This is a genomic window from Comamonas guangdongensis, from assembly GCF_041079535.1.
Lineage (GTDB): Bacteria > Pseudomonadota > Gammaproteobacteria > Burkholderiales > Burkholderiaceae_C > Comamonas > Comamonas guangdongensis.
Genome location: NZ_JBFYGN010000034.1, coordinates 1 through 20,316 on the forward strand (window position 1 = coordinate 1; position 20,316 = coordinate 20,316).

The following is a 20,316-nucleotide window of genomic DNA, read 5'->3' on the forward strand; positions in this document are numbered from 1 at the left end:
TTATCTCGGGCATCGAGAACGACGATGCTGCCTTGCGCATCGGCTTCTGTGAAAAACCGCGACCACTCGGTCATTTCTTGAAACTGCGGACCGGCCACTGTCACTTGAGCCAACCCTGCGGCCAGGGCGGATAACACCAAATTTCGTCGATTCATGCGACTAGTTTAAAGGTCAAAGAAATTCGTTTTGGGGTGGCTGCAATAGTGGCAGTGTCGGCTTGAGGCAGGGACGAACGTCTCTTGTGGGTCGTTCTGAGACGGTCGCCTAACGGCCAGAAGCTGCCGGCCACCGCGTCTTCTTGAGCGGTGCTTGAGGCTGAGCTCAGACATTCGGACTCGAGGTCGGAATGTTCGCGGGTGCCATTAACCGGTCCTTGGCCGAGTCAGGCCTCGAATGAATGCCTGGCAGGGTGAGAAACAGTTCCCAAACGCCGAGCCGTGGCCGCGGGACTGCGATGAACCGCAGAAGGGCTGTATTGTGTGCACAATGATGGTCGGCTCGGACGAGCAGCTCGCGCATTCCACAGCTGCTATACATTGATTCACGTCACAGACCATCCAAGAAGAACGCATGTTGATCAAATCCATTCTGAAATCCGCCGTGGTGGCGCTGACGATCACGACCGGTGGGGCGCTTTTCGCACAGGGCACGCCCATCAACGCCGCGGCGTTTGACGCTCTGGTTGCGCAGGGCCCTGTCGCCGACGCGGCGACCATCGCATCGAGCACCTGGGCCAGCAAGATCAAGAAGGCCGGCACGCTGCGCTTCGGCGGTGTGCAAACCTCGAATCTTTTCTCGCTGCTCAACGAGAAAGATGGCAAGATCCGCGGCTTCGACGCAGGTCTGGCTCAGCTTCTCACGCGCTATATCCTGGGCGATGCAGCCAAGTACCAGTTCGCGCAAGTGACCTCGTCCACGCGCGAGCAGGTGCTCATCAACGATCAGGTGGACATGGTGCTAGCTACTTACTCCATCACTCCTGCCCGTGCCGAGAAGATCTCGTTCGCCGGCCCTTACTACACCTCGCAGGCCGGGGTGCTGGTCAAGGCGAGCAACAAGACGATCCAGTCGTACAGCGATCTGGCCGGCAAGAAGGTCGCCACGCAGGCTGGCTCCACGGGGCCCGCGATCCTGGCCCAATACGCGCCTAAGGCAGTCATACAAGAGTTCCAGACGCACCAGGAAGCCCTCGACGCACTGCGCCAGGGACGCGTGGAGGCCTATGTGACCGATTACACCTTGCTGCTCAACGCCCTGAGCCTCGGCGCCGGAAACGCGCGGCTGGCGGGTGCGCCCTTTGGTGCGCAGGACCCCTACGGCGTTGGACTGCCAAAGGGCTCGGACGGTGTGGCCTTCATCAATGCCTTCCTGAAGAAACTGGAGGCCGACGGCACCTGGACCAAGCTTTGGACCATATCCATCGGGCAGCGCACCGGCAGCACGGCCGTTCCGACGCCGCCTGCCCACCCTTAACCGATGGGTGCGGTCTCCAGGCTCCTGGTCGACTATGGGCCTGCCTTCTGGCAGGCCCTCTTGCTGACGTGGAAGCTCACGCTGGTGTCGTTCGTGCCCGGGTTCCTGCTGGGCATGGTCGTGACGGTGCTTAGGCTCTTGCCTCTGCCGCCGCTGCGCTTCGTGCTGACGGGCTACGTCGAGATCTTCCGCAACATTCCCAGCGTGGCGCTGCTGATCTTCATCGTGTTCGCGCTGCCCGATCTCAATGTCGTGATTGACTATGAGCCCAGCGTGATCCTGACGTTGACGCTGGTCTGTTCCGCGTTCACGGCGGACTACCTGCGCTCGGGCATCAACACCATTCCCGGTGGCCAAATCGAGGCCGCACTCAGCCTGGGCATGCGGCCGGTGCACATCATCTCGGCGGTGGTCTTGCCACAGGCGCTGCGCTCGGTGGTGCAGCCGATGACCTCGCTGCTCATTGCGCTGATGCTGTCGACCTCGTTGGCGTCGCAGGTGCCGTTTCCGGGCCGGGAGCTCACCACGCTCGTGTCCAAGATCGCCAACGACTCCGCGGTTGGCATGGCCGCGTTTGCGGTGGCCGCAGCGATGTATGTGGCGACTGGATTGCTCATCGCCTGGGCCGGCGCCACCTTGGAAAAGAAGCTTCGGATACTGCGATGAGCCGCCCTTTGGAAGACATTCTGTTTGCTGCGCCAAGCCCCCGGGCCCAGGCCGTCACAAGGGCGGCGAGCGTGGTCGTCGCGGCCGTGCTGCTTCTGCTGGCTGCGGGCATCGTGTTCCGGTTCCATTCCGCAGGGCAGCTCGACGCTCAATTCTGGGAATTCTTCGCCTGGCCGACGACCTGGGCCTTCCTGGCCAAAGGCCTGCTCGGCACGCTGGCATCGGCGGCGATGGCCGCCGTCATCGCGCTGGTCCTCGGGTTGCTGCTGTTGTTGGGGCGCCTGGCGCGGCCGCGGCTCGTGCGTTGGCCTAGCATCGCGGTCATCGAGTTCCTGCGTGGCACGCCCACGCTGCTGCTCATCTATGTCTGCTTTCTGGTGCTTCCGCTGGCTGGGATCAAGCTGAGCACCTACTGGATGCTGACCTTGCCCATTGGGCTGAGCACCGCCGCCGTGGTGGCCGAGGTCTACCGCGCGGGCGTGCTCGCCGTTCCCCGTGGCCAGAGCGATGCCGCGCGAAGCCTGGGGATGAGCGAGGCCCAGGTTTTCTTCTTCGTCGTCTTTCCCCAGGCCCTGCGCTACATCGTCCCGGCGCTGGTCGCGCAACTGGTCATCGTGGTCAAGGACACCACCTTCGGCTACGTCGTCACCTACGGCGAACTCATGCAGAACGCCAAGGTGCTCATCGCCAACTACCACGCGCTGGTGCCCGTGTACCTCGTGGTAGCAGCGCTTTACTGCCTCGTGAACTACGCGATATCAAGGGCGAGCAAACGGCTCGGCCGGCCCATGCATTGACAGGTGAAACTTCAGCGGTCGCAATGAGTCGGAAGTGCAGGTTCAAGAGGCCGTAAAGCGGCCACCTGCGGAAAGCCTTCCGTCGGCTCAGTGGATGGGGGTCATCTATTTGATGACGTTCCTGACCCGGTCCGCGATCATCGCGTGGGCGACCCGACTGGGGTGCAATGGGTCGGCAAACAGAAGGTTGACGGGGCCCTGCAGTACCGGATTGGCAGTGCTGCCGCAAGCGTGGGCCGTGTCGATGACTTTGGTGCAGTAGATGGGATAGTTCAGCAATTGCTGCGACAGTTCACCGAAGATGGTGCTGCTAATGACGAACTTCACGCCCGATGTGTTGCGGAGGCCGGCGGTGATTTCGCTGTTGAAGATCTGCGCCAATTGCGACAAGGAGGCTCCACTGTCGGCTGTGCTGCGCCCGAAGGGGGATTGCCCAAGATCGGGCAGCGTGAATACGTAGATGTGCGGGTGAGAGGGTTGCGCCGCCAGCACCGATACGTAGTGGACGAAGGATGTGGCCGCATTGACGACGGCCTGGCTGCTGCCGGGTTTGGTGGCTGCGGCCAGCACGTCATTGGACCCCATGAGGATGGTGATCGCGTCGCCGCCCTTGAGCTTGCCGCTGTTGATCAGCGCCGAGATTTGCGACCCCAAGCTGGTGAATGTATTGGGCGTGTGGGAGTCCGTTGAGTCGAACATGACGCCAGCGCCGCCCACTGCGTAGTTGTTTCCGTCGCGGTAGTAGTACGTGCGTGGGTCCCAGGGGCATTGTTTGCGGTCATCGCAAAACGCGGGGGTACTCGACGTCAAGTCCTGGATCCAGGTCTTGCCGGAGACAAGCGGATTGACGCCGGACGGGTCGGTATAGGTGATGCCCAGCGATCCGGCGTCCGACAGGCTGTCGCCCAGAGTGTAGATTTCGGAATGGACTATCGGTGCGGCGATAGCCAATAGGGAAAACAGGCCAAGCGACAGGGCCGACTTCAAGCTTGAAATCATCCTATTTCCCTTCAATTCAACAAGCCCGGATAGGGGCGGAAGGCGTGTTTCTGCGTGCCGTGAACCACGCTGGAGCGCTGAAATGGTGCCCCGCTCAGCGTGCCCTGGCAAGCAGGCGACCATGCTGTTTCCTGTCGGAATTTCGCCATGTTTAGACCAGAGGGTGCGGTCGGGGCAAGAGGGCAATGAAGCTCTCGACCTTGAGAGTGGTGGCGGCTTTTCGCTTGGAAGAAGGCGGCCGCTGCGATACCGGTCCGACATAATGGATCTCTCTTTCTCAACTGCCCCCTAGACCCCATGTCAAACACCGCCACGGGCCAAGGCCTGAAAGTCAGAAAACTGAGCCAGACCGACTTTGAACCATGGATGTCGCTCTGGTCCGGTTACAACGCTTTTTATGGCCGCAGCGGAGCGACCGCCTTGCCCGAGGAAATCACGAGAACGACCTGGGAGCGCTTCTTCAATCCCATCGAGCCGGTTTTTGCGCTGGTGGCCGAGCTCGACGGCAAGGTGGTGGGGCTGGTCCATTACCTGTTTCACCGCAGCACCACCAGGCTGGGTCCGGTCTGCTATCTGCAGGATCTTTTCACCTGCCCGACGCAGCGCCAGCGCGGAATCGGCAATGCCTTGATCGACGAGGTCTATCAGCAGGCTTCGCTTGCCGGGGCGAGCCGCGTGTATTGGCAGACACAGACGAGCAATGAGGCCGGACGCCGGCTTTACGACAAGGTCGCAAAACACAGCGGCTTCATCGTCTACAGCCACGAGCTTTGATAGGTGCTGAGGCACTGCCGGAAAATCGCGTCCTATGCAAGCAAAGCCGTTTCCAGCCGGTTGATGACGCCGGGCCAGCCGTTGCGCATGCCATGGAAGGCTGTCTTGCCGAGCGGCGACTCGAGGTCAAAGCCCTTGTGCTCGAGCGACAAACGCGTGCCGTCTGCTTCGGCCGCCAGCTTCCAGGTGATCGTCGTGTTCAGTGTGCCGGGGGCAAACGAATAGGAGAGCAGCCGTTCATGCTCGACGGCGATGATCTTGCACAGCTGCAAGCCCCATTGCCCCATATTCAGCGTGAAGCAGTGCCCGAGGACGGGGCGCACGTCCCCCGCAGCCCACCATCTGGCGTGAATGGCCGGGGTGGTCAGCGCGGTCCAGACCTTGTCCGGCGGTTGGTGGATCAGGCGGCTGAGCTGAATGAGTCCGGGTTCCGTCATCTCATCTCCTTTGTCGGATGGCGCTGAGTGCATCCTAGCGCGGCTTCCAATGTATGGCAGTCTCTCAAACGCGCCAATGGCCGAAGACAGCCAGAAGCAGGCCGTCGGCTACGATGGAGGTCATGATTTCGGCATCCTCCATTGACCTCATTGGCAACACTCCCCTCGTCGCCCTTGACCGGCTCTATCGCGGTCCGGGCCGCCTGCTGGCGAAAGCCGAGTTCCTGCTGCCCGGAGGCAGTGTCAAGGACCGAGCCGCCAAGAGCATTCTGCTGGCGGCACGCGCTGACGGTCGGCTCAAACCGGGAGCGCCGGTCATCGAGATGACGAGCGGGAACATGGGGGCGGGCTTGGCCGTGGTCTGCGCAGCCCTGGGGCACCCGCTGGTGGTCACCATGTCCGCGGGAAACAGTCCGGCGCGCGCGCGGATGCTGGAAGGCCTGGGCGCCGAAGTCATTCTGGTGCCGCAGGTCGATGGCGCTCCTGGCCAGGTAACGGGGCAGGACATTCGGGCTGCGGCCGAGATGGCCGAAACGCTGGCGCGGGAGCGAGGCGGTTTCTACGTCGACCAGTTCAACGCTGCGGAAGCCGTCCAGGCACATGAATTCACAACCGGCCCGGAAATCATCCGCCAGACCGGCGGCAAGATCGATGCCTGGGTTGCGGCCGTTGGCACCGGCTCCACCTTCATGGGCGTTGCGCGGGCCATGAAGTCGGCCAATCCGGCGACGGTCTGTGCTGCCGTCGAGCCACTGGGTTGCCGGCCGCTGGCCGGAGAAGTGGTCGCCAAGCCGCGCCATCTGATTCAAGGCACGAGCTACGGCGCGGTTCCTCCTCACTGGAACCCGCGCCTGATGGACCTGAGCCTGGCCGTCACCGACGAGGATGCCGAACTGTGGCGCCGCAAGATAGCCAAGGAGGAGGGCCTCTACGTCGGCTATTCGGCAGCAGCCAACGTCTGCGCAGCGGCCGCGCTGCTGGGCTCGGGAAGGCTCGGCCCAGATGCCGTGGCCGTCACGGTGCTCTGCGACACCGGATTGAAGTATTAGGCCGGACTCCCTGAGCGGCGGCACCGGGGTGAATCGGCCATGAAAAAACGCCCCGCAGGGCGTTTGAGCTCGAGGCTTGGCGGCTGAAGCTCGTCGCTTCAGCCTCCGCGTCACTTCTTCAGATCGAAGCGGTCCAGCTCCATCACCTTGGTCCAGGCGGCCACAAAGTCCTGAACCATTTTTTGGTGGGCGCCGGCTTGGGCATAGACCTCGGCCACGGCACGCAAAATGGCGTTGGAGCCGAAGACCAGATCCACGCGGGTACCGGTCCACTTCTTCGCGCCGCTCTTGCGGTCCAGGCCTTCGTAGCTGCCGTCTTCCAGCGCTTTCCACTGCGTGCCCATGTCCAGCAGGTTGACGAAGAAATCGTTGGTCAGCCTGCCGGGAGTCTGGGTCAGCACGCCGTGCTGGCTGCCGCCGGTGTTGATGTTGATGGCGCGTAGGCCGCCGATCAGCACGGTCAGCTCGGGGGCGCTCAGCGTCAGCAGCTGGGCCTTGTCGATGAGCAGGGCCTCGGCAGGAGCGGGGAAGCTGCCTTGCAAATAGTTGCGGAAGCCGTCGGCCCTGGGCTCCAGGTTGCGGATGGAGTCCACATCGGTCTGCTCGGCGCTCGCATCGCCGCGGCCGGCGCGGAAAGGCACGCTCACCTGCACGCCGGCATCGGCGGCGGCTTTTTCCACGCCGGCGTTACCGGCGAGCACGATCAGATCGGCCAGCGAGATGCGCTTGTCGCCATCTGCGGCCTTGTTGAACTCGCGCTGAATGCCTTCGAGCACGGCCAGCACCCGGGCCAGCTGCTCGGGCTGGTTGGCCTCCCAGTCCTTTTGCGGGGCCAGGCGGATGCGCGCGCCGTTGGCGCCGCCGCGCATGTCCGAGCCGCGGTAGGTGGAGGCCGAGGCCCAGGCCGTGCCCACGAGTTCGGAGACCGTGAGACCGGAGGCCAGCACCTTGGCCTTGAGGGTGGCCTGATCGGCAGCATTGACCAGCGGATGCGTGACGGCGGGAATCGGGTCCTGCCAGATCAGCTCTTCCTTGGGCACCTCGGGGCCCAGGTAGCGGCTGCGCGGACCCATGTCGCGGTGGGTGAGCTTGAACCAGGCGCGGGCAAAGGCTTCGGCAAAGGCCTGGGGATTCTCCAGGAAGCGGCGCGAGATCTTCTCGTAGGCCGGGTCCAGGCGCAGCGACAGGTCGGTGGTCAGCATGGTGGGCTTTTTGTTGGGGCCGCCATGTGCGTCGGGGATGACGTCGCCCGCATCCTTGGCCACCCATTGCAGGGCGCCGGCCGGGCTTTTCTCCTGCACCCATTCGTACTTGAACAGGTTCTCGAAGAAGAAGTTGCTCCACTGCGCGGGCGTCTGGGTCCAGGTCACTTCCAGGCCCGAGGTGATGGTGTCGCCGGCCTGGCCGGACTTGTAGCTGCTGGCCCAGCCCAGGCCCTGGGCTTCCAGGCCTGCGGCTTCGGGCTCGGCCCCCACGTTGCTGGCCGGGCCCGCGCCGTGGGTCTTGCCGAAGGTATGGCCGCCGGCGATCAGGGCCACGGTTTCCTCGTCATCCATGGCCATGCGGGCAAAGGTGTCGCGGATGTCGCGGGCCGCGGCGATGGGGTCGCCATTGCCGTCAGGGCCTTCGGGGTTCACATAGATCAGGCCCATCTGCACGGCCGCCAGCGGGTTCTCGAGATCGCGTTCGCCGCTGTAGCGGCTGTGGGGATTGCTGGTCGGGGCCAGCCATTCCTTTTCGGCACCCCAGTACACGTCGTGGTCGGGCTCCCAGCTGTCCACGCGGCCGCCCGCAAAGCCGAAGGTGCGGAAGCCCATGGTCTCCAGCGCCACATTGCCGCAGAGAATCATCAGATCGCCCCAGGACAGGGCATTGCCGTATTTCTGCTTGATGGGCCAGAGCAGGCGGCGCGACTTGTCGATATTGACGTTGTCGGGCCAGCTGTTGAGCGGCGCGAAGCGCTGCTGCGCGCGGCCTGCGCCGCCACGGCCATCCTGCACGCGGTAGGTGCCGGCGGCATGCCAGGCCATGCGGATGAACTGCGGGCCGTAGTGGCCGAAGTCGGCGGGCCACCAGTCCTGGGAGTCGGTCATGAGTGCGCGCAGATCGCGCTTGACGGCTTCGTAGTCCAGCTGCTGGAAGGCCTGGGCGTAGTTGAAGTCCTCGCCCAGCGGGCTGCTGCTGGGGTTGTGCTGGCTCAATAGGTCCACGCGCAGCTGCTGGGGCCACCAGTGCTGGTTGGTGGTGCCGTTGCCCTCGGCAGCGGTTTCGCTGTTCTTGCCCTGGTGGAAGGGGCACTTGGATTCAGTCGTCATGATTTCTCCGTTTCAACAAGTCGTTCAAGGGACAAGCGATGGATACCTTGCGGTAGCTGCAACGCAATGAAGAATAAATAGTTGTTTGCTATTGAATTTCATTCATTATGTTTTCGGGCTATTGCGCAAACAAGTCAATTTCGATTGAAAAAATCCAAGCCCACTATAGCCATAAATGTGCTGGGCCCCGAGCTGTCGCACCGTTACTGCTGTAGCGGCTTGCCGAGCCACCGCCGCAAGTCGCGCGTGGTCGGCGCCGGGCCAGCATGCGATGCGGGGCATGGGCGGACATGGCTTGACGCGTATCGGCCATACGTGTTTTTTCCAAGCCGCGGCAGAGCTCCATGGCCTATAACCGCGGACAGGCATCGTGCCCTCAGGAGACTTTATGCACAGCGACCGCCGCGTCACCTTCTACCACGCACCGCGCAGCCGCTCGGCCGGGGTACGCATTCTTGTCGAGGAGCTCGGCGCCGAGCACGATCTGGTCGCGCTAGATCTGCAGGCCGGGCAGCAGCGTGAGCCGGCTTATCTGGCCATCAACCCCATGGGCAAAGTGCCTGCGCTGCGCCATGGCGATGCCTTGATCACGGAGCAGGCCGCGGTCTATCTGTATCTGGCCGAGCTTTATCCCGAGCATGGCCTGGTGCCGCCCGTGGGCGATGCCTTGCGCGGGCCGTTTCTGCGCTGGATGGTTTTCTACGGCTCCTGTTTCGAGCCGGCCGTGGTGGACCGGGCGCTCAAGCGCGATAGCGGCGGCCGCTCGATGTCGCCCTATGGCGATTACGCCAGCGTGATGCAGGCCCTGATACAGCAGCTGACGCCCGGTCCCTGGCTGCTGGGCGAGCGCTTCACGGTCGCCGATGTGCTCTGGGGCAGCGCTCTGGGCTGGATGCAGGCCTTCAAGCTCCTGCCCGAGTCGCCGGAGATACGGCGCTATGTGGCCCGCTTCGGCGAGCGGCCTGCGGTGCGGCGCGCGGCGGCACTGGACGAGGCCTTGATTGCGGCGCGAAAACCCGGCTGAGGGGGCTCAGCCGGCCACGAGCTTGTGCACGAGGTCGGCCGCCGTGGAGGCGCCGTATTTGCGCATCAGCCGCGCGCGGTAGATCTCCACGGTGCGGTGGCTGATGTCGAGGGCGCGGCCGATTTCCTTGGAGGTCAGACCTTCGAGCAGCCGCGCCGCGACTTCGCGCTCGCGGCCCGTGAGCTCGGCCTTCACGGGGCGGTGGGCGGACAGATCTTCAAAGCTCCAGATGCCCGAGGCATGCGGGTCGTCGCGGTCCAGCGTGCGGCCCGTCACATGGCACCAGAAGGTCTCGCCGTTGGCGCGCTTCATGATGCGGTTGTCGCTGTAAAAGCCCTTGGTGTTGAGAATCGGCGCGATGCGCGCGCCCAGGCGCTCATACTCGTCGGCGCTGGGATACAGCACCTGGAAGGACTGGCCGATCAGCACCTCGCGCGAGGCGTGGAACATCTCGCACAGCTGGCGGTTACAGTCGATCACGGTGCGGTTGCGCGAGATGACGAGGCCCACAGGGGCGGCTTCAAATGCCAGCCGATAATCAACCACCATAGTGCTGCTCTTTACGAAAAACTACCTATTCAAGTACGTAGTATCGTAGCGCATCCAACCTCAAGGAGACATGTGTGAAAAAGCTCTACCCTTCTGCAGAAGCGGCGCTCAAGGGCGTTGTGGCTGACGGGCAATTGCTGGCTGTAGGCGGTTTCGGCCTGTGCGGCATTCCCGAAGCACTGATCGAGGCGCTGCGCGACAGCGGCGTCAAGAACCTCACGGTGGCGTCGAACAACGCCGGCGTGGATGGTTTCGGCCTGGGCAAGCTGCTCGAAACCCGCCAGATCAAGAAGATGATCGCCAGCTATGTGGGCGAGAACAAGGAATTCGAGCGCCAGTATCTGGCCGGCGAGCTGGAACTGGAATTCACGCCCCAGGGCACGCTGGCCGAGAAGATGCGCGCCGGCGGCGCCGGCATTCCGGCCTTCTTCACCAAGACCGGCGTGGGCACGCAGGTGGCCGAGGGCAAGGAGCTGCGCGAGTTCGACGGCGAGACCTATGTGATGGAGCGCTCCATCGTGGCCGACGTGTCCCTGGTCAAGGCCTGGCGCGCGGACAAGAGCGGCAATCTGCAGTTCCGCCTCACGGCGCGCAACTTCAATCCGGCGGCGGCGACCTGCGGCAAGGTCTGCGTCGTGGAGGTCGAGGAACTGGTGGAAGTGGGCGAGATCGCACCCGACGACATCCATCTGCCCGGCATCTATGTGAACCGCATCGTGCACAACGCCAATCCCGAAAAGCGCATCGAAAAGCGCACCATCACCGAGAAGAAATAAGGAGCTGTCATGTCCTGGACCCAAGACCAGATGGCCGCACGTGCGGCCCAAGAACTCGAAGACGGCTTCTATGTCAACCTCGGCATCGGCATTCCCACGCTGGTGGCCAACCACACGGGCGACAAGGAAGTGTGGCTGCAGTCCGAGAACGGCATGCTGGGCATAGGCCCGTTCCCGACCGAGGATCAGGTCGATGCCGATCTGATCAACGCCGGCAAGCAGACCGTGACCACGATTCCCGGCTCGGCGATTTTCGGCTCCGACCAGTCGTTTGCCATGATCCGTGGCGGCAAGATCAATCTGTCCATTCTGGGCGCCATGCAGGTCAGCGAAAAAGGCGATCTGGCCAACTGGATGATTCCCGGCAAGATGGTCAAGGGCATGGGCGGTGCCATGGACCTGGTGGCCGGCGTCAAGCGCGTGATCGTGCTGATGGAGCATGTGGCCAAGAAGAAGGACGGTACCACCGACCTGAAGATCCTGCCCGGCTGCACCCTGCCGCTGACGGGCGTGGGCGTGGTCGATCGCATCATCACCGACCTCGGCGTGATGGACGTGACGCCCGAAGGCCTGAAGCTGGTCGAGCTGGCTCCCGAGGTGAGCTTTGACGAAATCCAGTCCAAGACCGGCGTGACGCTGATCCGCTGAACCCGCGGTCCATATTGCTTGCGCGATTGATCTGCATCATTGCTACCGACCAGGAGCCCGCAGCCGCGGGCTCTTTTATTTTTGGGGGCGCGTATATTTGCAGCGATCGAGGTCCAGGGAGCTTTTATGAGCGACAGCACAGCAGCACTGCCGGCGCAGCAGACATCGCCTGAGGACGGCGCGCATTTTCTGCGTGCCGTCACCGACATGGCAGCCCGTCGCCATGTGGTGACCGGCGAGGCCATCTATACGGACAAAGGCGTCAAGCTGGTGGACAAGGGTTCGCACATAGACAGCCGCATGTATGAGCGCCTGGTGGAGCACAAGCTGCGCGATCCCATCGACAAATACCTGAGCGTGGAGGGCTGTGTCGACCTGCCGGGCATAGCAACCCGGGCGGCGGCGCAGTGCGAGGCGACAGAGCTGATGCGACGCCTGGCACAGGCGCTGGGTGGCGCTGAGCGGCTACTGGCGCCGGTACGCAAGATCATGCTGCCGCCGCAGATGGGCTTCAAGCTCACGGTGATGCGCGAGCAGCGCCCCGAACTGTTTGAGCACAGTCTGCAGATGATGCTGGTGGCGATCTACCTGGCGCAGAAGGAAGGCTGGGACGAGCACGACCGCGGTCTGCTGGCCACGGCGGCTTTGGTGCACGACGTGGGCATGCTCTATGTGGACCCGGCCTGGATAGACTCCGAACACTGGCTCAACGGTGCCGAGCGGCGGCATCTGATCGCGCATTCGGTCACGGGCATGCTCATCGTGCGCAGTGTGGGCTGCTACCCGCAGGCCGTGGAGATGGCGGTGCTGGACCACCATGAACGCATGGACGGCTCGGGCTATCCGCGCGGCAGCCGTGGCGATGCGATCTCGAAAATGGGGCAGGTGCTGCTGCTGGCCGAAGTGGTCTCGGCCTTTTTCGACAAGTTCCAGGACCTGCCGGGCCAGCGCCTGTCGCTGATGCTGCGCATGAATCACCGCTGTTATCCGGCGCATCTGGTGCGCCACATCCTGCCGCTGCTGTATGACGAGATGGCGCCGGGCACGCCGCTGCCGCCGCTGCAGGCCGAAGTCACTCAGAACCTGACGGCCTTGTCGGCCGCCTTCCAGATGTGGACAGAGCTGAGCCGGCAGTTCCCCGAGAATTGGCAGGCCATGCCCGACCATCAGGCCGCCATCTTCATCGAGGCCGGGCTGGCTCGTATGCAGCATCGGTTGGCCGGTGCCGGCCTGCATCCGCATCAGCAAACCGAGCTGCTGGCTTCTTTGCCGGAAGACGTGCAGGGGATGGGCGAGCTGGCGCTGGTCGGCCGCGAAGCGCTGTGGCAGCTGCAGGCCATCGTCAATGCCTGTCTGCGCCGCTGGCCGGGCACCCAGGCGCGCATGCATGCGGTCGATGCCGCCGTCATGGACTGGTGCGAAGCCTGTGTCAAGCTCGATGCCGAGCCAGCGGAGAAAGCCGTGGCCGGGACGGAGTAGGGCGCCCAGATCGGCAGGCCATGGCAGCCGGTCAGCCGGTTTTTCCGGGTCTGGCTGCTATTCAGGGTATCTACCAGCATTGCCGCGAGAAATGAATTTGATAGCTGCCAGCGCTTGCTGCTAGGGGGTGGAGCCGCTGTTTGATGTGCAAAATAGCCAGGAATTTCGATCTTTCTCAGATTGTCTTATATGTAATCAATTGATAATTATGTGTATTTTGTGTACGAAACTACGATACGTACAAAGCCTTGGGAAAGATTGATGAACGAGAAGATGGCGCAAAGTCCGCAACCAGCGAGCGTCGAGTGGCGCGATGAGGGTGTGCATTATTTGCGGGCCGTCACCGACATGGCCGATCACTGCCTGGTGATGACCAACGAGGCCATCTATACGCACAAGGGCATCAAGCTCGTGGACAAGGGGACCCGTATCGACAGCCGCATGTACGAGCGCCTGGCCCTGTATCCCTTGCGCTATCCGGTGGACTGGCATCTGAGCACGAACCACCTGGTCGACGTGGCCGAGCTGGAAGCCACGGCCCAGGCGCAGTGCGGGACGGTGGAGCTGATACAGCGGCTGGTGCTCGTTCTGGGAGATGAAGAGCGCCTGCTGGCGCCGATCCGGAGCATCGTGCTGGAGCCCCGCATCGCCTTCAAGCTCACGGTGATGCGTGAGCAGCGCAACGAGCTCTTCCTCCACAGCCTGCAGATGAGCCTGGTGGCCATCTATCTGGGGCTGCAAAGCGGCAAAACGGAGCGCGACTGCGTGTCGCTGGCCACGGCTGCCTTGCTGCACGACATGGGCATGCTGCACATGGATCCGGCCTGGACCGATGCCAGCTACCGCTTGACCAGTGAGGAGCGCAGGCAACTGGTGGCGCATTCCGTGACCTCCATGCTGATGGTGCGTAGCGCCGAAACCTATTCGCAGGCCGTGGAGCTGGCGATCCTCGAACATCATGAGCGCATGGACGGCTCGGGCTATCCGCGCGGCGTGCAGGGCCGGCATATCTCGTCCATGGGCCAGATACTGATGCTGGCCGAGGTCATCTCCGCCTTCTTCGAGAAATTCCCGGAAATGCCGGGTCAGCGTCTGTCGCTCATGCTGCGCATGAACCATCAGCGCTATCCCGCGCATCTGGTGCGTATCATCCTGCCGCTGCTGTACGACGAAATCACGCCGGGCACGCCTTTGCAGCCGCTGCAGGCCGAGGTCGGCCACAGCGTGAATGCCCTGTCCGCGGCATTCCAGATGTGGGGGACGCTCAGTCAGGGGTTTCCCGCGCTGTGGCAAAGCATGCCCGACCATCAGGCCGCAGCCTTTGTGGATAGCGGCGTGGGCCAGCTGCAAAAACAGCTGGCCGAGGCGGGCGCGCACCCCGATCAGCAGACCGATCTGCTGAGCTGTCTCAGGGACGATGTGCAGGGACTGAAGGAACTGGCTCTCGTGCACCGAGAGGCGCTCTGGCAGCTGCAATCCATTGTTGACAAATGCCTGCAGCAATGGCCGTCCGTCAGCCTGCGCGAAAACCCCGTGGACGCGGCCGTGGTCCAATGGTGCGAGGCCTGCATGCAGATTCCCTCGAGCAGGTCGATGGCCCCAACGCCCTGAGCGGCCTGGGACTCTCTGTCTCTTGATCGAACGCCGGCCTAGCCGGCGTTTTTCGTTTCCGGGATGTCAATAAGCCCATGCTGGCTGTAAAAGTTGAATAACTGTATATTTGTACAGTTGTCGAGATTTTTGCATGTCCACCATCTCTTCCGTCACCTTGCCGCCTTCCCGCCAGGAGCCTGGAGGATGGGCTGCGGCCGCCATGCCGGCGGGGGTCTGGCGCGGCTCGGACTGGCATGAAAGAGGGGATTGCAGGGCCTGGCCCACGGGATATGCGGCGCTGGATCGCGAGCTGCCCGGCGGCGGCTGGCCGGGCAATGCGCTGGTGCAGGTGCAGCAGCCGCCGCACACCCATGCCGAATGGGCGTTGCTGCTGCCGGCACTGGCCCGGCAGGCGCGCCAGCGCGCGGGGCAACTGGTGCTGGTCGCACCGCCTTATCTGCCGTTTGCACCGGCCCTGCAGGCCGCGGGCATAGAACCCCGGCGTCTGTGCTGCGTGCAGCGGCCGCAGGGACTGGCGGCGCAGGAGCTGGCCTGGGCCTGCGAGCAGGCCCTGCATTGCCGCGATGTGCTGGCGGTGCTGGCCTGGCTGCCGGATCTGCCCGTGCCGGCGCTGCGCCGGCTGCAGCTGGCCGCAGCGTCCGAGGCCCGGCCCATGTGGCTGTGGCAGGGGCTGGCCGCCGAGCAGCAGAGCTCGCCCGCGACCCTGCGCCTGCGTCTGCTCAGGGCCGGCCAGAGCGGCGCTGGTCAGCAAGAGCTGCAGCTGCAGATTCTCAAACGCCGCGGGCCGGCCCTGGAAAAGCCGGTGCCGCTATCGCTGGCGCAATGGGCCTGGGCTCCCGTGCTGCAGGCCCAGGCCGCGCGCCGCGCCGGCCAGAGCGCGGAGGCCGCGCTGCTCATGCAGGGCCGGCTGGCCGCAGCGCAATCCATGGCGGTGTGAGCATGTCCGGCAATACCCACTGGATCGCCTGGCCGGCCGCGCTGCTGGCCGAGCAGGAACCGACTCCCGCCAGCGCCTGCTGGTGGGCGCTGGAGTTTTCGCCGCGCGTGGTCCTGCTCGAGGACGCGCTGCTGCTGGAGACCGGCATGGTGCAGCGCCTCTGGGGCGGTTTGCAGCCCATGCTGAAGCGGCTGGAGCAGGCTTTTGCCCGGGCTTGCACCGTTGCCGCGGAGCAGCCGGTCCGGGCGCAGGGCGCCACGGCCTGGCTGGCGCTGGCCCGGCTCAGGCTGGCGCAGCAGCGCGCAGCCCAGGGCTTGGCAGAGTCCGGGCCGATTCCCGCCGATGCGCTGCCGCTATGGACTCTGAGGGCGCTGCAGGAGCACAGCGCGGTGCTGCAGCGCATGGGCTGCCAGACCTGGGGCGATGTGCGCGCACTGCCGCGGGCTGGGCTGTCGCGTCGCATAGGCAGCAAGCCTTTGCGGGTGCTGGACGAGGCCTACGGCCTGCTGCCCCAGCCGCTGGACTGGCTGCAGCTGCCTCAGCGGTTTGCGCTGCGCCACGACCTGGGCTACCCGGCCCATAGTGCGCAGGCGGTGCTGCAGTCCGCCCAGCCCCTGCTGCGCACGCTGCAGCTCTGGCTCCAGGCCCGTCACCATGCGGTGCTGGCCTTGCAGCTGCGCTGGCACCATGACCTGCGCCGGGTGGACGGGCAGGAGCTGCCGGCCTGGGATGAGCTCTGCATACGCACCGCCCAGCCCACCCAGGGCATGGAGCATCTGCAGCGCCTGCTGCGCGAACATCTGGGCCGGCTGCGCTGGCGTGCGCCGGTGGACATGCTGGAGCTGCAGGCGCTGGAGACCGTGCCCTGGGCGGCCATGCCGCTGAGCTGTCTGCCTGCCGAGGGCGGGGCGGCGGACCACCCCAACAGCCTGGCCTGGCATGAGTGGGTGGAGCGCATCGGCGCGCGCTGGGGCGAGGATGCCGTGCGCCAGGTCGAGCCCTGCGCCGACCATAGGCCCGAGGCCATGCAATGCTGGCAGAGCGCGGCGGCCTGGCTGCGGAAAAAGCGGCCGGCTACGCCAGTCAACGGCTGCGCCGACCCCTGGCAGGCGCTGTGGCCGCCCTGGCTGCTGCCGGAGCCCGAGGCGCTGGCCGTGCAGGCCAACCGCCCGCATTGGCATGGGCCGCTGCAGCTGCGTGCCGGGCCCTACCGGCTGGAATCGGGCTGGTGGGACGGGACCGAAGCGCTGGCCGTGCGCGATTATTTCGTGGCCTATAACGAGGTAGTCGGCCATGTCTGGATCTACCGCGAGCGCTCGCGCTCGCAGCTACTGGCCGCCGCGCCCAGCCCCGCGAGCTGGTTCGCCCAGGGTGTTTACGGGTAGTCGACCATGGTTGAAGCACTTGCGCCCATCGCCGTTGCGCCGCCGCCGGCCGCGACGCCCGCCACCCCCATGGCCCAAGGCATGGGCCGGGGGCCGCTGGCCTATGCGGAGTTGCACTGCCTCTCGCACTTCAGTTTTCTGCGCGGCGCCTCGGCGCCCGCCGAGCTGGTGCACCGCGCCAAAAGCCTGGGCTATGCGGCGCTGGCGCTCACCGATGAGTGCTCGGTCGCCGGTGCCGTGCGCGCCCATGAGGCGGCGCGGGACTGCGGCCTGCATCTGATCCACGGCAGCGAGTTCGCCTGGGGGGCGCTGCGCATCGTGGCCCTGGTGCGCGATCTGCAGGGCTGGGGCAATCTCTGCGAGTTCATCACGGCCGCGCGCGGCCGCGCGGCCAAGGGTGAATATATGGTGGACGAGATCAGCCCCTGGTCGCTGCTGCAGGAGGGCTGCGAATGCCTGTTGCTGCCGCAGCGCAGCGCGCTGGATGCTTCGGATCTGGAAGCTGTCACCGCAAGCCTGGCAAGGGCTGTGGCATGTTTGGAGCCGAAATCCGCATGGCTGGGGGTGGAGCTGCATCTGGCGCCCGATGACAGCCTGTGGCTGCAGACCCTGCAGCAGGCGGGCGCCGCGCTGGGCCTGCGGCTACTGGCCTGCGGCGATGTGCATATGCATGCGCGCTCGCGCAAGCCGCTGCAGGATGTGGTCACGGCCATCCGCCTGGGCCGCACGGTGGCCGAGTGCGGCTTTGCGCTGCAGCCCAATGCCGAGCGGCATCTGCGCTCGCGCCTGCGTCTGGCCGCGCTCTATCCCAAGGCCTTGCTGGAGGCGACGCTGGCCCTGGCCGAGCGCTGCCGCTTCAGCCTCGACGAGATCCGCTACCACTATCCGCAGGAAAGCGTGCTGCCCGGCATGACGGCCACCCAGACCCTGGCCTGGCTGACCTGGGAGGGCGCGGCGGGCCGCTATCCGCAGGGCATTCCCGAGAAAGTGCGCGATCAGCTGCGCATTGAGCTGGCGCTGATCGCGGATCAGAAGTACGAGATGTACTTTCTCACCGTGCACGACATCGTGCGCTATGCGCGCAGCGTCGGCATTCTGTGCCAGGGGCGCGGCTCGGCGGCCAATTCTGCGGTCTGTTACTGCCTGGGCATCACGGCGGTGAACCCCGAGGGCAACCATCTGCTGTTCGAGCGCTTTATCAGCAAGGAGCGCAGCGAGCCGCCCGATATCGATGTGGACTTCGAGCATGCGCGGCGCGAAGAGGTCATTCAGTACATCTACGGCAAGTACGGGCGCGACCGGGCCGCGCTCACGGCCGTGGTCAGCTGCTGGCGCAGCCGCAGCGCGCTGCGCGATGTGGGCAAGGCGCTGGGCCTGCCTGCGGGGCTGATAGATGCCCTGGCCAAGGGACAGTACTGGTTCAGCGAGCATGCCCAGGCCCAGGCCGGGAAGGCCGAGCCGGGCGATGGCGCGGAGGCGCCCGAGGCTTTGCCCGAAGACTGGGTGGAGCGCAAATTCAAGGAGGCCCAGGTGCTGGCCGAGGAAAAGGCCTGCGCCGAGTCCCCGCTGCGCCTGCGCCTGTGGGTGGAGCTGGCCTGGCAGCTCAAGGACTGCCCGCGCCACCTCAGCCAGCATGTGGGCGGCTTTGTGCTCACCGAGGGCCGGCTCACGCGCCTGGTGCCCGTGGAGCCCGCGGCCATGGTGAATCGCTCCGTCATCCAGTGGGACAAGGACGATCTGGATGTGCTGGGTCTGCTCAAGGTCGATGTGCTGGCCCTGGGCATGCTCACCGTGCTGCGAAATGCACTCGACGAGCGGGCCCGCTGGCGCGGCGAGCCCTGGGAGCTGCACCAGATACCGCCGGACGACCCCGCGACCTACGCCATGATTTGCGAGGCCGATACCGTGGGCACTTTCCAGATCGAGAGCCGTGCCCAGATGAGCATGCTGCCGCGCCTGCTGCCGCGCAAGTTCTATGACCTGGTGGTCGAGGTCGCGATCGTGCGGCCCGGGCCGATCCAGGGCGGCATGGTCCACCCCTATCTGCTGTCGCGCGAACGCGAGCGCAGGGGGCTGGCGCTGAGGCTGGAGAAGCCGGAGCTAGCAAAAGCGCTCCAGCGTACGCTGGGCGTGCCCATCTTTCAGGAGCAGGTGATGCAGATCGCCATCGAGGCCGCAGGCTTTTCAGCGGGCAGGGCCGATGAGCTGCGCCGCTCCATGGCGGCCTGGAAGCGCAAGGGTGGCGTGCACCGCTTCAAGGACGAGCTCATAGGCGGCATGCTCGCGCACGGATATCGTCTGGAGTTCGCCCAGGCCATCTTTCAGCAGATGCTGGGCTTTGGCGAATATGGCTTCCCCGAAAGCCATGCTTACAGCTTTGCCCTGCTGGCCTATGCGAGCGCCTGGCTCAAGCGCCACGAGCCCGCGGTTTTTCTGCAGGCCCTGCTCAACGCCCAGCCCATGGGCTTTTACTCGCCATCACAGCTGGTGCAGGATGCGCGCCGCCATGGCGTGCGCGTGCTACCGGTCGATGTCTGCCACAGCCGCTGGTGCTGCACGCTGGAAGAACCGCTGGCCCCCATACGCGGGGTGGCGCTGCCCCAGCCCGCGGTACGCCTGGGGCTGAACCGGGTCGCGAAACTGGGCCAGGCCGCCGCGCTGCGCATCGAGGAGCAGGCGGCGCAGGCTCCGTGGGCCGATGTGGCCGATCTGGCGCTCCGGGCCCGGCTTGACAAGGCGGATATCGAAACCCTGGCCGCGGCCGATGCGCTGCGCAGTCTTGCCGGCCACAGGCGCCAGCAGATGTGGGACGCGGCGGCCCAGGCGGTCTTGCCGCCGCTGTTCGCCGGTGTGCCCATCCATGAGCCGCGCCTGGTGCTGCCGCCGGCCAAGGAAGGAGAGGAAATCATGTTCGACTACGCGGCCACGGGCTTGAGCCTGCGCCGCCATCCTCTGGCCTTGCTGCGCCCCGGGCTGGTCCGCCACGGCCTGCGCACTGCCGTGGAGCTGCGCCAGATGCTGCCCGGCCAGAAGGTCAGGGCCTGCGGCATCGTCACCGTGCGCCAGCGTCCGCCCACGGCCAATGGCACGCTGTTCATCACGCTGGAAGATGAAACCGGGGTCATCAATCTGGTGGTCTGGAGCCAGAGCTTTGCGCGCTGGCAGGCGCCGTTGCTGGCATCGCGCCTGCTGGCCGTGGAAGGCATCTGGCAGAGCAGCAGCGCGCCGCAGCTGGAGGCCGCGGAACTAGAGGGAGAACTGCCTCCGGCCCAGGCTGACAGGGTGCCGGCTGCTCATCATCTGGTAGTCCTGAAGGCCAGGAATATGACGCGCTGGCTTGGGCGCTTTGTCGAAGTGGGCCTGAATAGCCGGGATTTTCATTGAGAAATCATGA

Annotated in this window: 17 protein-coding genes; 13 read left to right on the top strand and 4 right to left on the bottom strand. The window is 65.0% G+C overall.

From position 1 onward, the window contains the following. The first annotated feature begins 570 nt into the window (after positions 1 to 570). Genes AB6724_RS20070 through AB6724_RS20080 form a run of 3 tightly spaced genes read left to right on the top strand, consistent with a single transcriptional unit; the run spans position 571 to position 2,936 of the window. Positions 571 to 1,473, top strand: a complete 903-nt coding sequence (locus AB6724_RS20070; protein ID WP_369340312.1) for a glutamate ABC transporter substrate-binding protein — start codon at positions 571 to 573, stop codon at positions 1,471 to 1,473. 3 nt (positions 1,474 to 1,476) lie between these two features. Next, complete coding sequence (locus AB6724_RS20075; RefSeq protein ID WP_369340313.1) at positions 1,477 to 2,139, top strand: amino acid ABC transporter permease; 663 nt, start codon at positions 1,477 to 1,479, stop codon at positions 2,137 to 2,139. Next, the gene (locus AB6724_RS20080) at positions 2,136 to 2,936 is read left to right on the top strand and encodes an amino acid ABC transporter permease (protein ID WP_369340314.1); all 801 of its coding nucleotides are present in this window, start codon (positions 2,136 to 2,138) and stop codon (positions 2,934 to 2,936) included. The genes AB6724_RS20075 and AB6724_RS20080 overlap by 4 nt, the downstream gene beginning before the upstream one ends. 105 nt (positions 2,937 to 3,041) lie before the next feature. Here AB6724_RS20080 and AB6724_RS20085 read toward each other — a convergent pair whose 3' ends face one another. Continuing rightward, positions 3,042 to 3,923, bottom strand: a complete 882-nt coding sequence (locus AB6724_RS20085; RefSeq protein WP_369340315.1) for an SGNH/GDSL hydrolase family protein — start codon at positions 3,921 to 3,923, stop codon at positions 3,042 to 3,044. A 309-nt stretch (positions 3,924 to 4,232) separates the two neighbouring features. On the opposite strand from AB6724_RS20085, the gene AB6724_RS20090 reads away from it, so the two are divergent. Next, entirely contained in the window at positions 4,233 to 4,709 is a 477-nt protein-coding gene (locus AB6724_RS20090) for a GNAT family N-acetyltransferase (protein WP_369340316.1), read from the top strand. Between the two features lie 32 nt (positions 4,710 to 4,741). On the opposite strand, the gene AB6724_RS20095 is transcribed toward AB6724_RS20090, so the two are convergent. Beyond that, entirely contained in the window at positions 4,742 to 5,146 is a 405-nt protein-coding gene (locus AB6724_RS20095) for an SRPBCC family protein (RefSeq protein ID WP_369340317.1), read from the bottom strand. Between the two features lie 122 nt (positions 5,147 to 5,268). Between AB6724_RS20095 and AB6724_RS20100 the strand changes: the two genes are divergently transcribed. After that, positions 5,269 to 6,195, top strand: a complete 927-nt coding sequence (locus AB6724_RS20100; RefSeq protein WP_369340318.1) for a PLP-dependent cysteine synthase family protein — start codon at positions 5,269 to 5,271, stop codon at positions 6,193 to 6,195. Positions 6,196 to 6,305: 110 nt separating this feature from the next. Here the strand turns inward: AB6724_RS20100 and katG are convergent, their stop codons facing one another. Beyond that, positions 6,306 to 8,510: a catalase/peroxidase HPI gene (gene katG, locus AB6724_RS20105; RefSeq protein WP_369340319.1), complete on the bottom strand. Its 2,205-nt coding sequence runs from the start codon at positions 8,508 to 8,510 to the stop codon at positions 6,306 to 6,308. Positions 8,511 to 8,898: 388 nt separating this feature from the next. On the opposite strand from katG, the gene AB6724_RS20110 reads away from it, so the two are divergent. Continuing rightward, on the top strand, positions 8,899 to 9,534 hold the full coding sequence (locus AB6724_RS20110) for a glutathione S-transferase family protein (RefSeq protein ID WP_369340320.1): 636 nt from the start codon (positions 8,899 to 8,901) through the stop codon (positions 9,532 to 9,534). Positions 9,535 to 9,540: 6 nt separating this feature from the next. On the opposite strand, the gene AB6724_RS20115 is transcribed toward AB6724_RS20110, so the two are convergent. Further along, positions 9,541 to 10,083 carry a LuxR C-terminal-related transcriptional regulator gene (locus AB6724_RS20115; protein ID WP_369340321.1) on the bottom strand — a complete coding sequence of 181 codons (543 nt, stop codon included), beginning with the start codon at positions 10,081 to 10,083 and terminating at the stop codon, positions 9,541 to 9,543. Positions 10,084 to 10,157: 74 nt separating this feature from the next. Between AB6724_RS20115 and AB6724_RS20120 the strand changes: the two genes are divergently transcribed. The 7 genes from AB6724_RS20120 to dnaE all read left to right on the top strand — a co-directional run bounded on the left by AB6724_RS20120 (position 10,158) and on the right by dnaE (position 20,306). Then, complete coding sequence (locus AB6724_RS20120) at positions 10,158 to 10,859, top strand: CoA transferase subunit A (protein ID WP_369340322.1); 702 nt, start codon at positions 10,158 to 10,160, stop codon at positions 10,857 to 10,859. 9 nt (positions 10,860 to 10,868) lie between these two features. After that, a complete protein-coding gene (locus AB6724_RS20125; RefSeq protein WP_369340323.1) occupies positions 10,869 to 11,507 on the top strand; it encodes a 3-oxoacid CoA-transferase subunit B in 639 nt (212 codons plus the stop codon). Positions 11,508 to 11,633: 126 nt separating this feature from the next. Beyond that, entirely contained in the window at positions 11,634 to 12,986 is a 1,353-nt protein-coding gene (locus tag AB6724_RS20130; RefSeq protein WP_369340324.1) for an HD-GYP domain-containing protein, read from the top strand. 261 nt (positions 12,987 to 13,247) lie between these two features. Next, the gene (locus AB6724_RS20135) at positions 13,248 to 14,597 is read left to right on the top strand and encodes an HD-GYP domain-containing protein (protein ID WP_369340325.1); all 1,350 of its coding nucleotides are present in this window, start codon (positions 13,248 to 13,250) and stop codon (positions 14,595 to 14,597) included. 133 nt (positions 14,598 to 14,730) lie between these two features. Next, the gene (gene imuA, locus AB6724_RS20140; RefSeq protein ID WP_369340326.1) at positions 14,731 to 15,537 is read left to right on the top strand and encodes a translesion DNA synthesis-associated protein ImuA; all 807 of its coding nucleotides are present in this window, start codon (positions 14,731 to 14,733) and stop codon (positions 15,535 to 15,537) included. A gap of 2 nt (positions 15,538 to 15,539) precedes the next feature. Next, positions 15,540 to 16,922 (top strand): Y-family DNA polymerase, encoded by a 1,383-nt coding sequence (locus AB6724_RS20145; RefSeq protein ID WP_369340327.1) that lies wholly within the window; start codon positions 15,540 to 15,542, stop codon positions 16,920 to 16,922. Positions 16,923 to 16,928: 6 nt separating this feature from the next. Then, on the top strand, positions 16,929 to 20,306 hold the full coding sequence (gene dnaE / locus AB6724_RS20150; RefSeq protein WP_369340328.1) for a DNA polymerase III subunit alpha: 3,378 nt from the start codon (positions 16,929 to 16,931) through the stop codon (positions 20,304 to 20,306). Positions 20,307 to 20,316: the final 10 nt, after the last annotated feature.

Bases quoted from the DNA above. Each gene is read 5' to 3' on its own strand.
- dnaE (WP_369340328.1), top strand. From the start codon at position 16,929: ATGGTTGAAGCACTTGCGCCCATCGCCGTTGCGCCGCCGCCGGCCGCG.
- AB6724_RS20145 (WP_369340327.1), top strand. From the start codon at position 15,540: ATGTCCGGCAATACCCACTGGATCGCCTGGCCGGCCGCGCTGCTGGCC.
- AB6724_RS20080 (WP_369340314.1), top strand. From the start codon at position 2,136: ATGAGCCGCCCTTTGGAAGACATTCTGTTTGCTGCGCCAAGCCCCCGG.
- AB6724_RS20125 (WP_369340323.1), top strand. From the start codon at position 10,869: ATGTCCTGGACCCAAGACCAGATGGCCGCACGTGCGGCCCAAGAACTC.
- AB6724_RS20075 (WP_369340313.1), top strand. From the start codon at position 1,477: ATGGGTGCGGTCTCCAGGCTCCTGGTCGACTATGGGCCTGCCTTCTGG.
- AB6724_RS20115 (WP_369340321.1), bottom strand. From the start codon at position 10,083: ATGGTGGTTGATTATCGGCTGGCATTTGAAGCCGCCCCTGTGGGCCTC.
- katG (WP_369340319.1), bottom strand. From the start codon at position 8,510: ATGACGACTGAATCCAAGTGCCCCTTCCACCAGGGCAAGAACAGCGAA.
- AB6724_RS20110 (WP_369340320.1), top strand. From the start codon at position 8,899: ATGCACAGCGACCGCCGCGTCACCTTCTACCACGCACCGCGCAGCCGC.
- AB6724_RS20070 (WP_369340312.1), top strand. From the start codon at position 571: ATGTTGATCAAATCCATTCTGAAATCCGCCGTGGTGGCGCTGACGATC.
- AB6724_RS20090 (WP_369340316.1), top strand. From the start codon at position 4,233: ATGTCAAACACCGCCACGGGCCAAGGCCTGAAAGTCAGAAAACTGAGC.
- AB6724_RS20135 (WP_369340325.1), top strand. From the start codon at position 13,248: ATGAACGAGAAGATGGCGCAAAGTCCGCAACCAGCGAGCGTCGAGTGG.
- AB6724_RS20100 (WP_369340318.1), top strand. From the start codon at position 5,269: ATGATTTCGGCATCCTCCATTGACCTCATTGGCAACACTCCCCTCGTC.
- AB6724_RS20130 (WP_369340324.1), top strand. From the start codon at position 11,634: ATGAGCGACAGCACAGCAGCACTGCCGGCGCAGCAGACATCGCCTGAG.
- imuA (WP_369340326.1), top strand. From the start codon at position 14,731: ATGTCCACCATCTCTTCCGTCACCTTGCCGCCTTCCCGCCAGGAGCCT.
- AB6724_RS20095 (WP_369340317.1), bottom strand. From the start codon at position 5,146: ATGACGGAACCCGGACTCATTCAGCTCAGCCGCCTGATCCACCAACCG.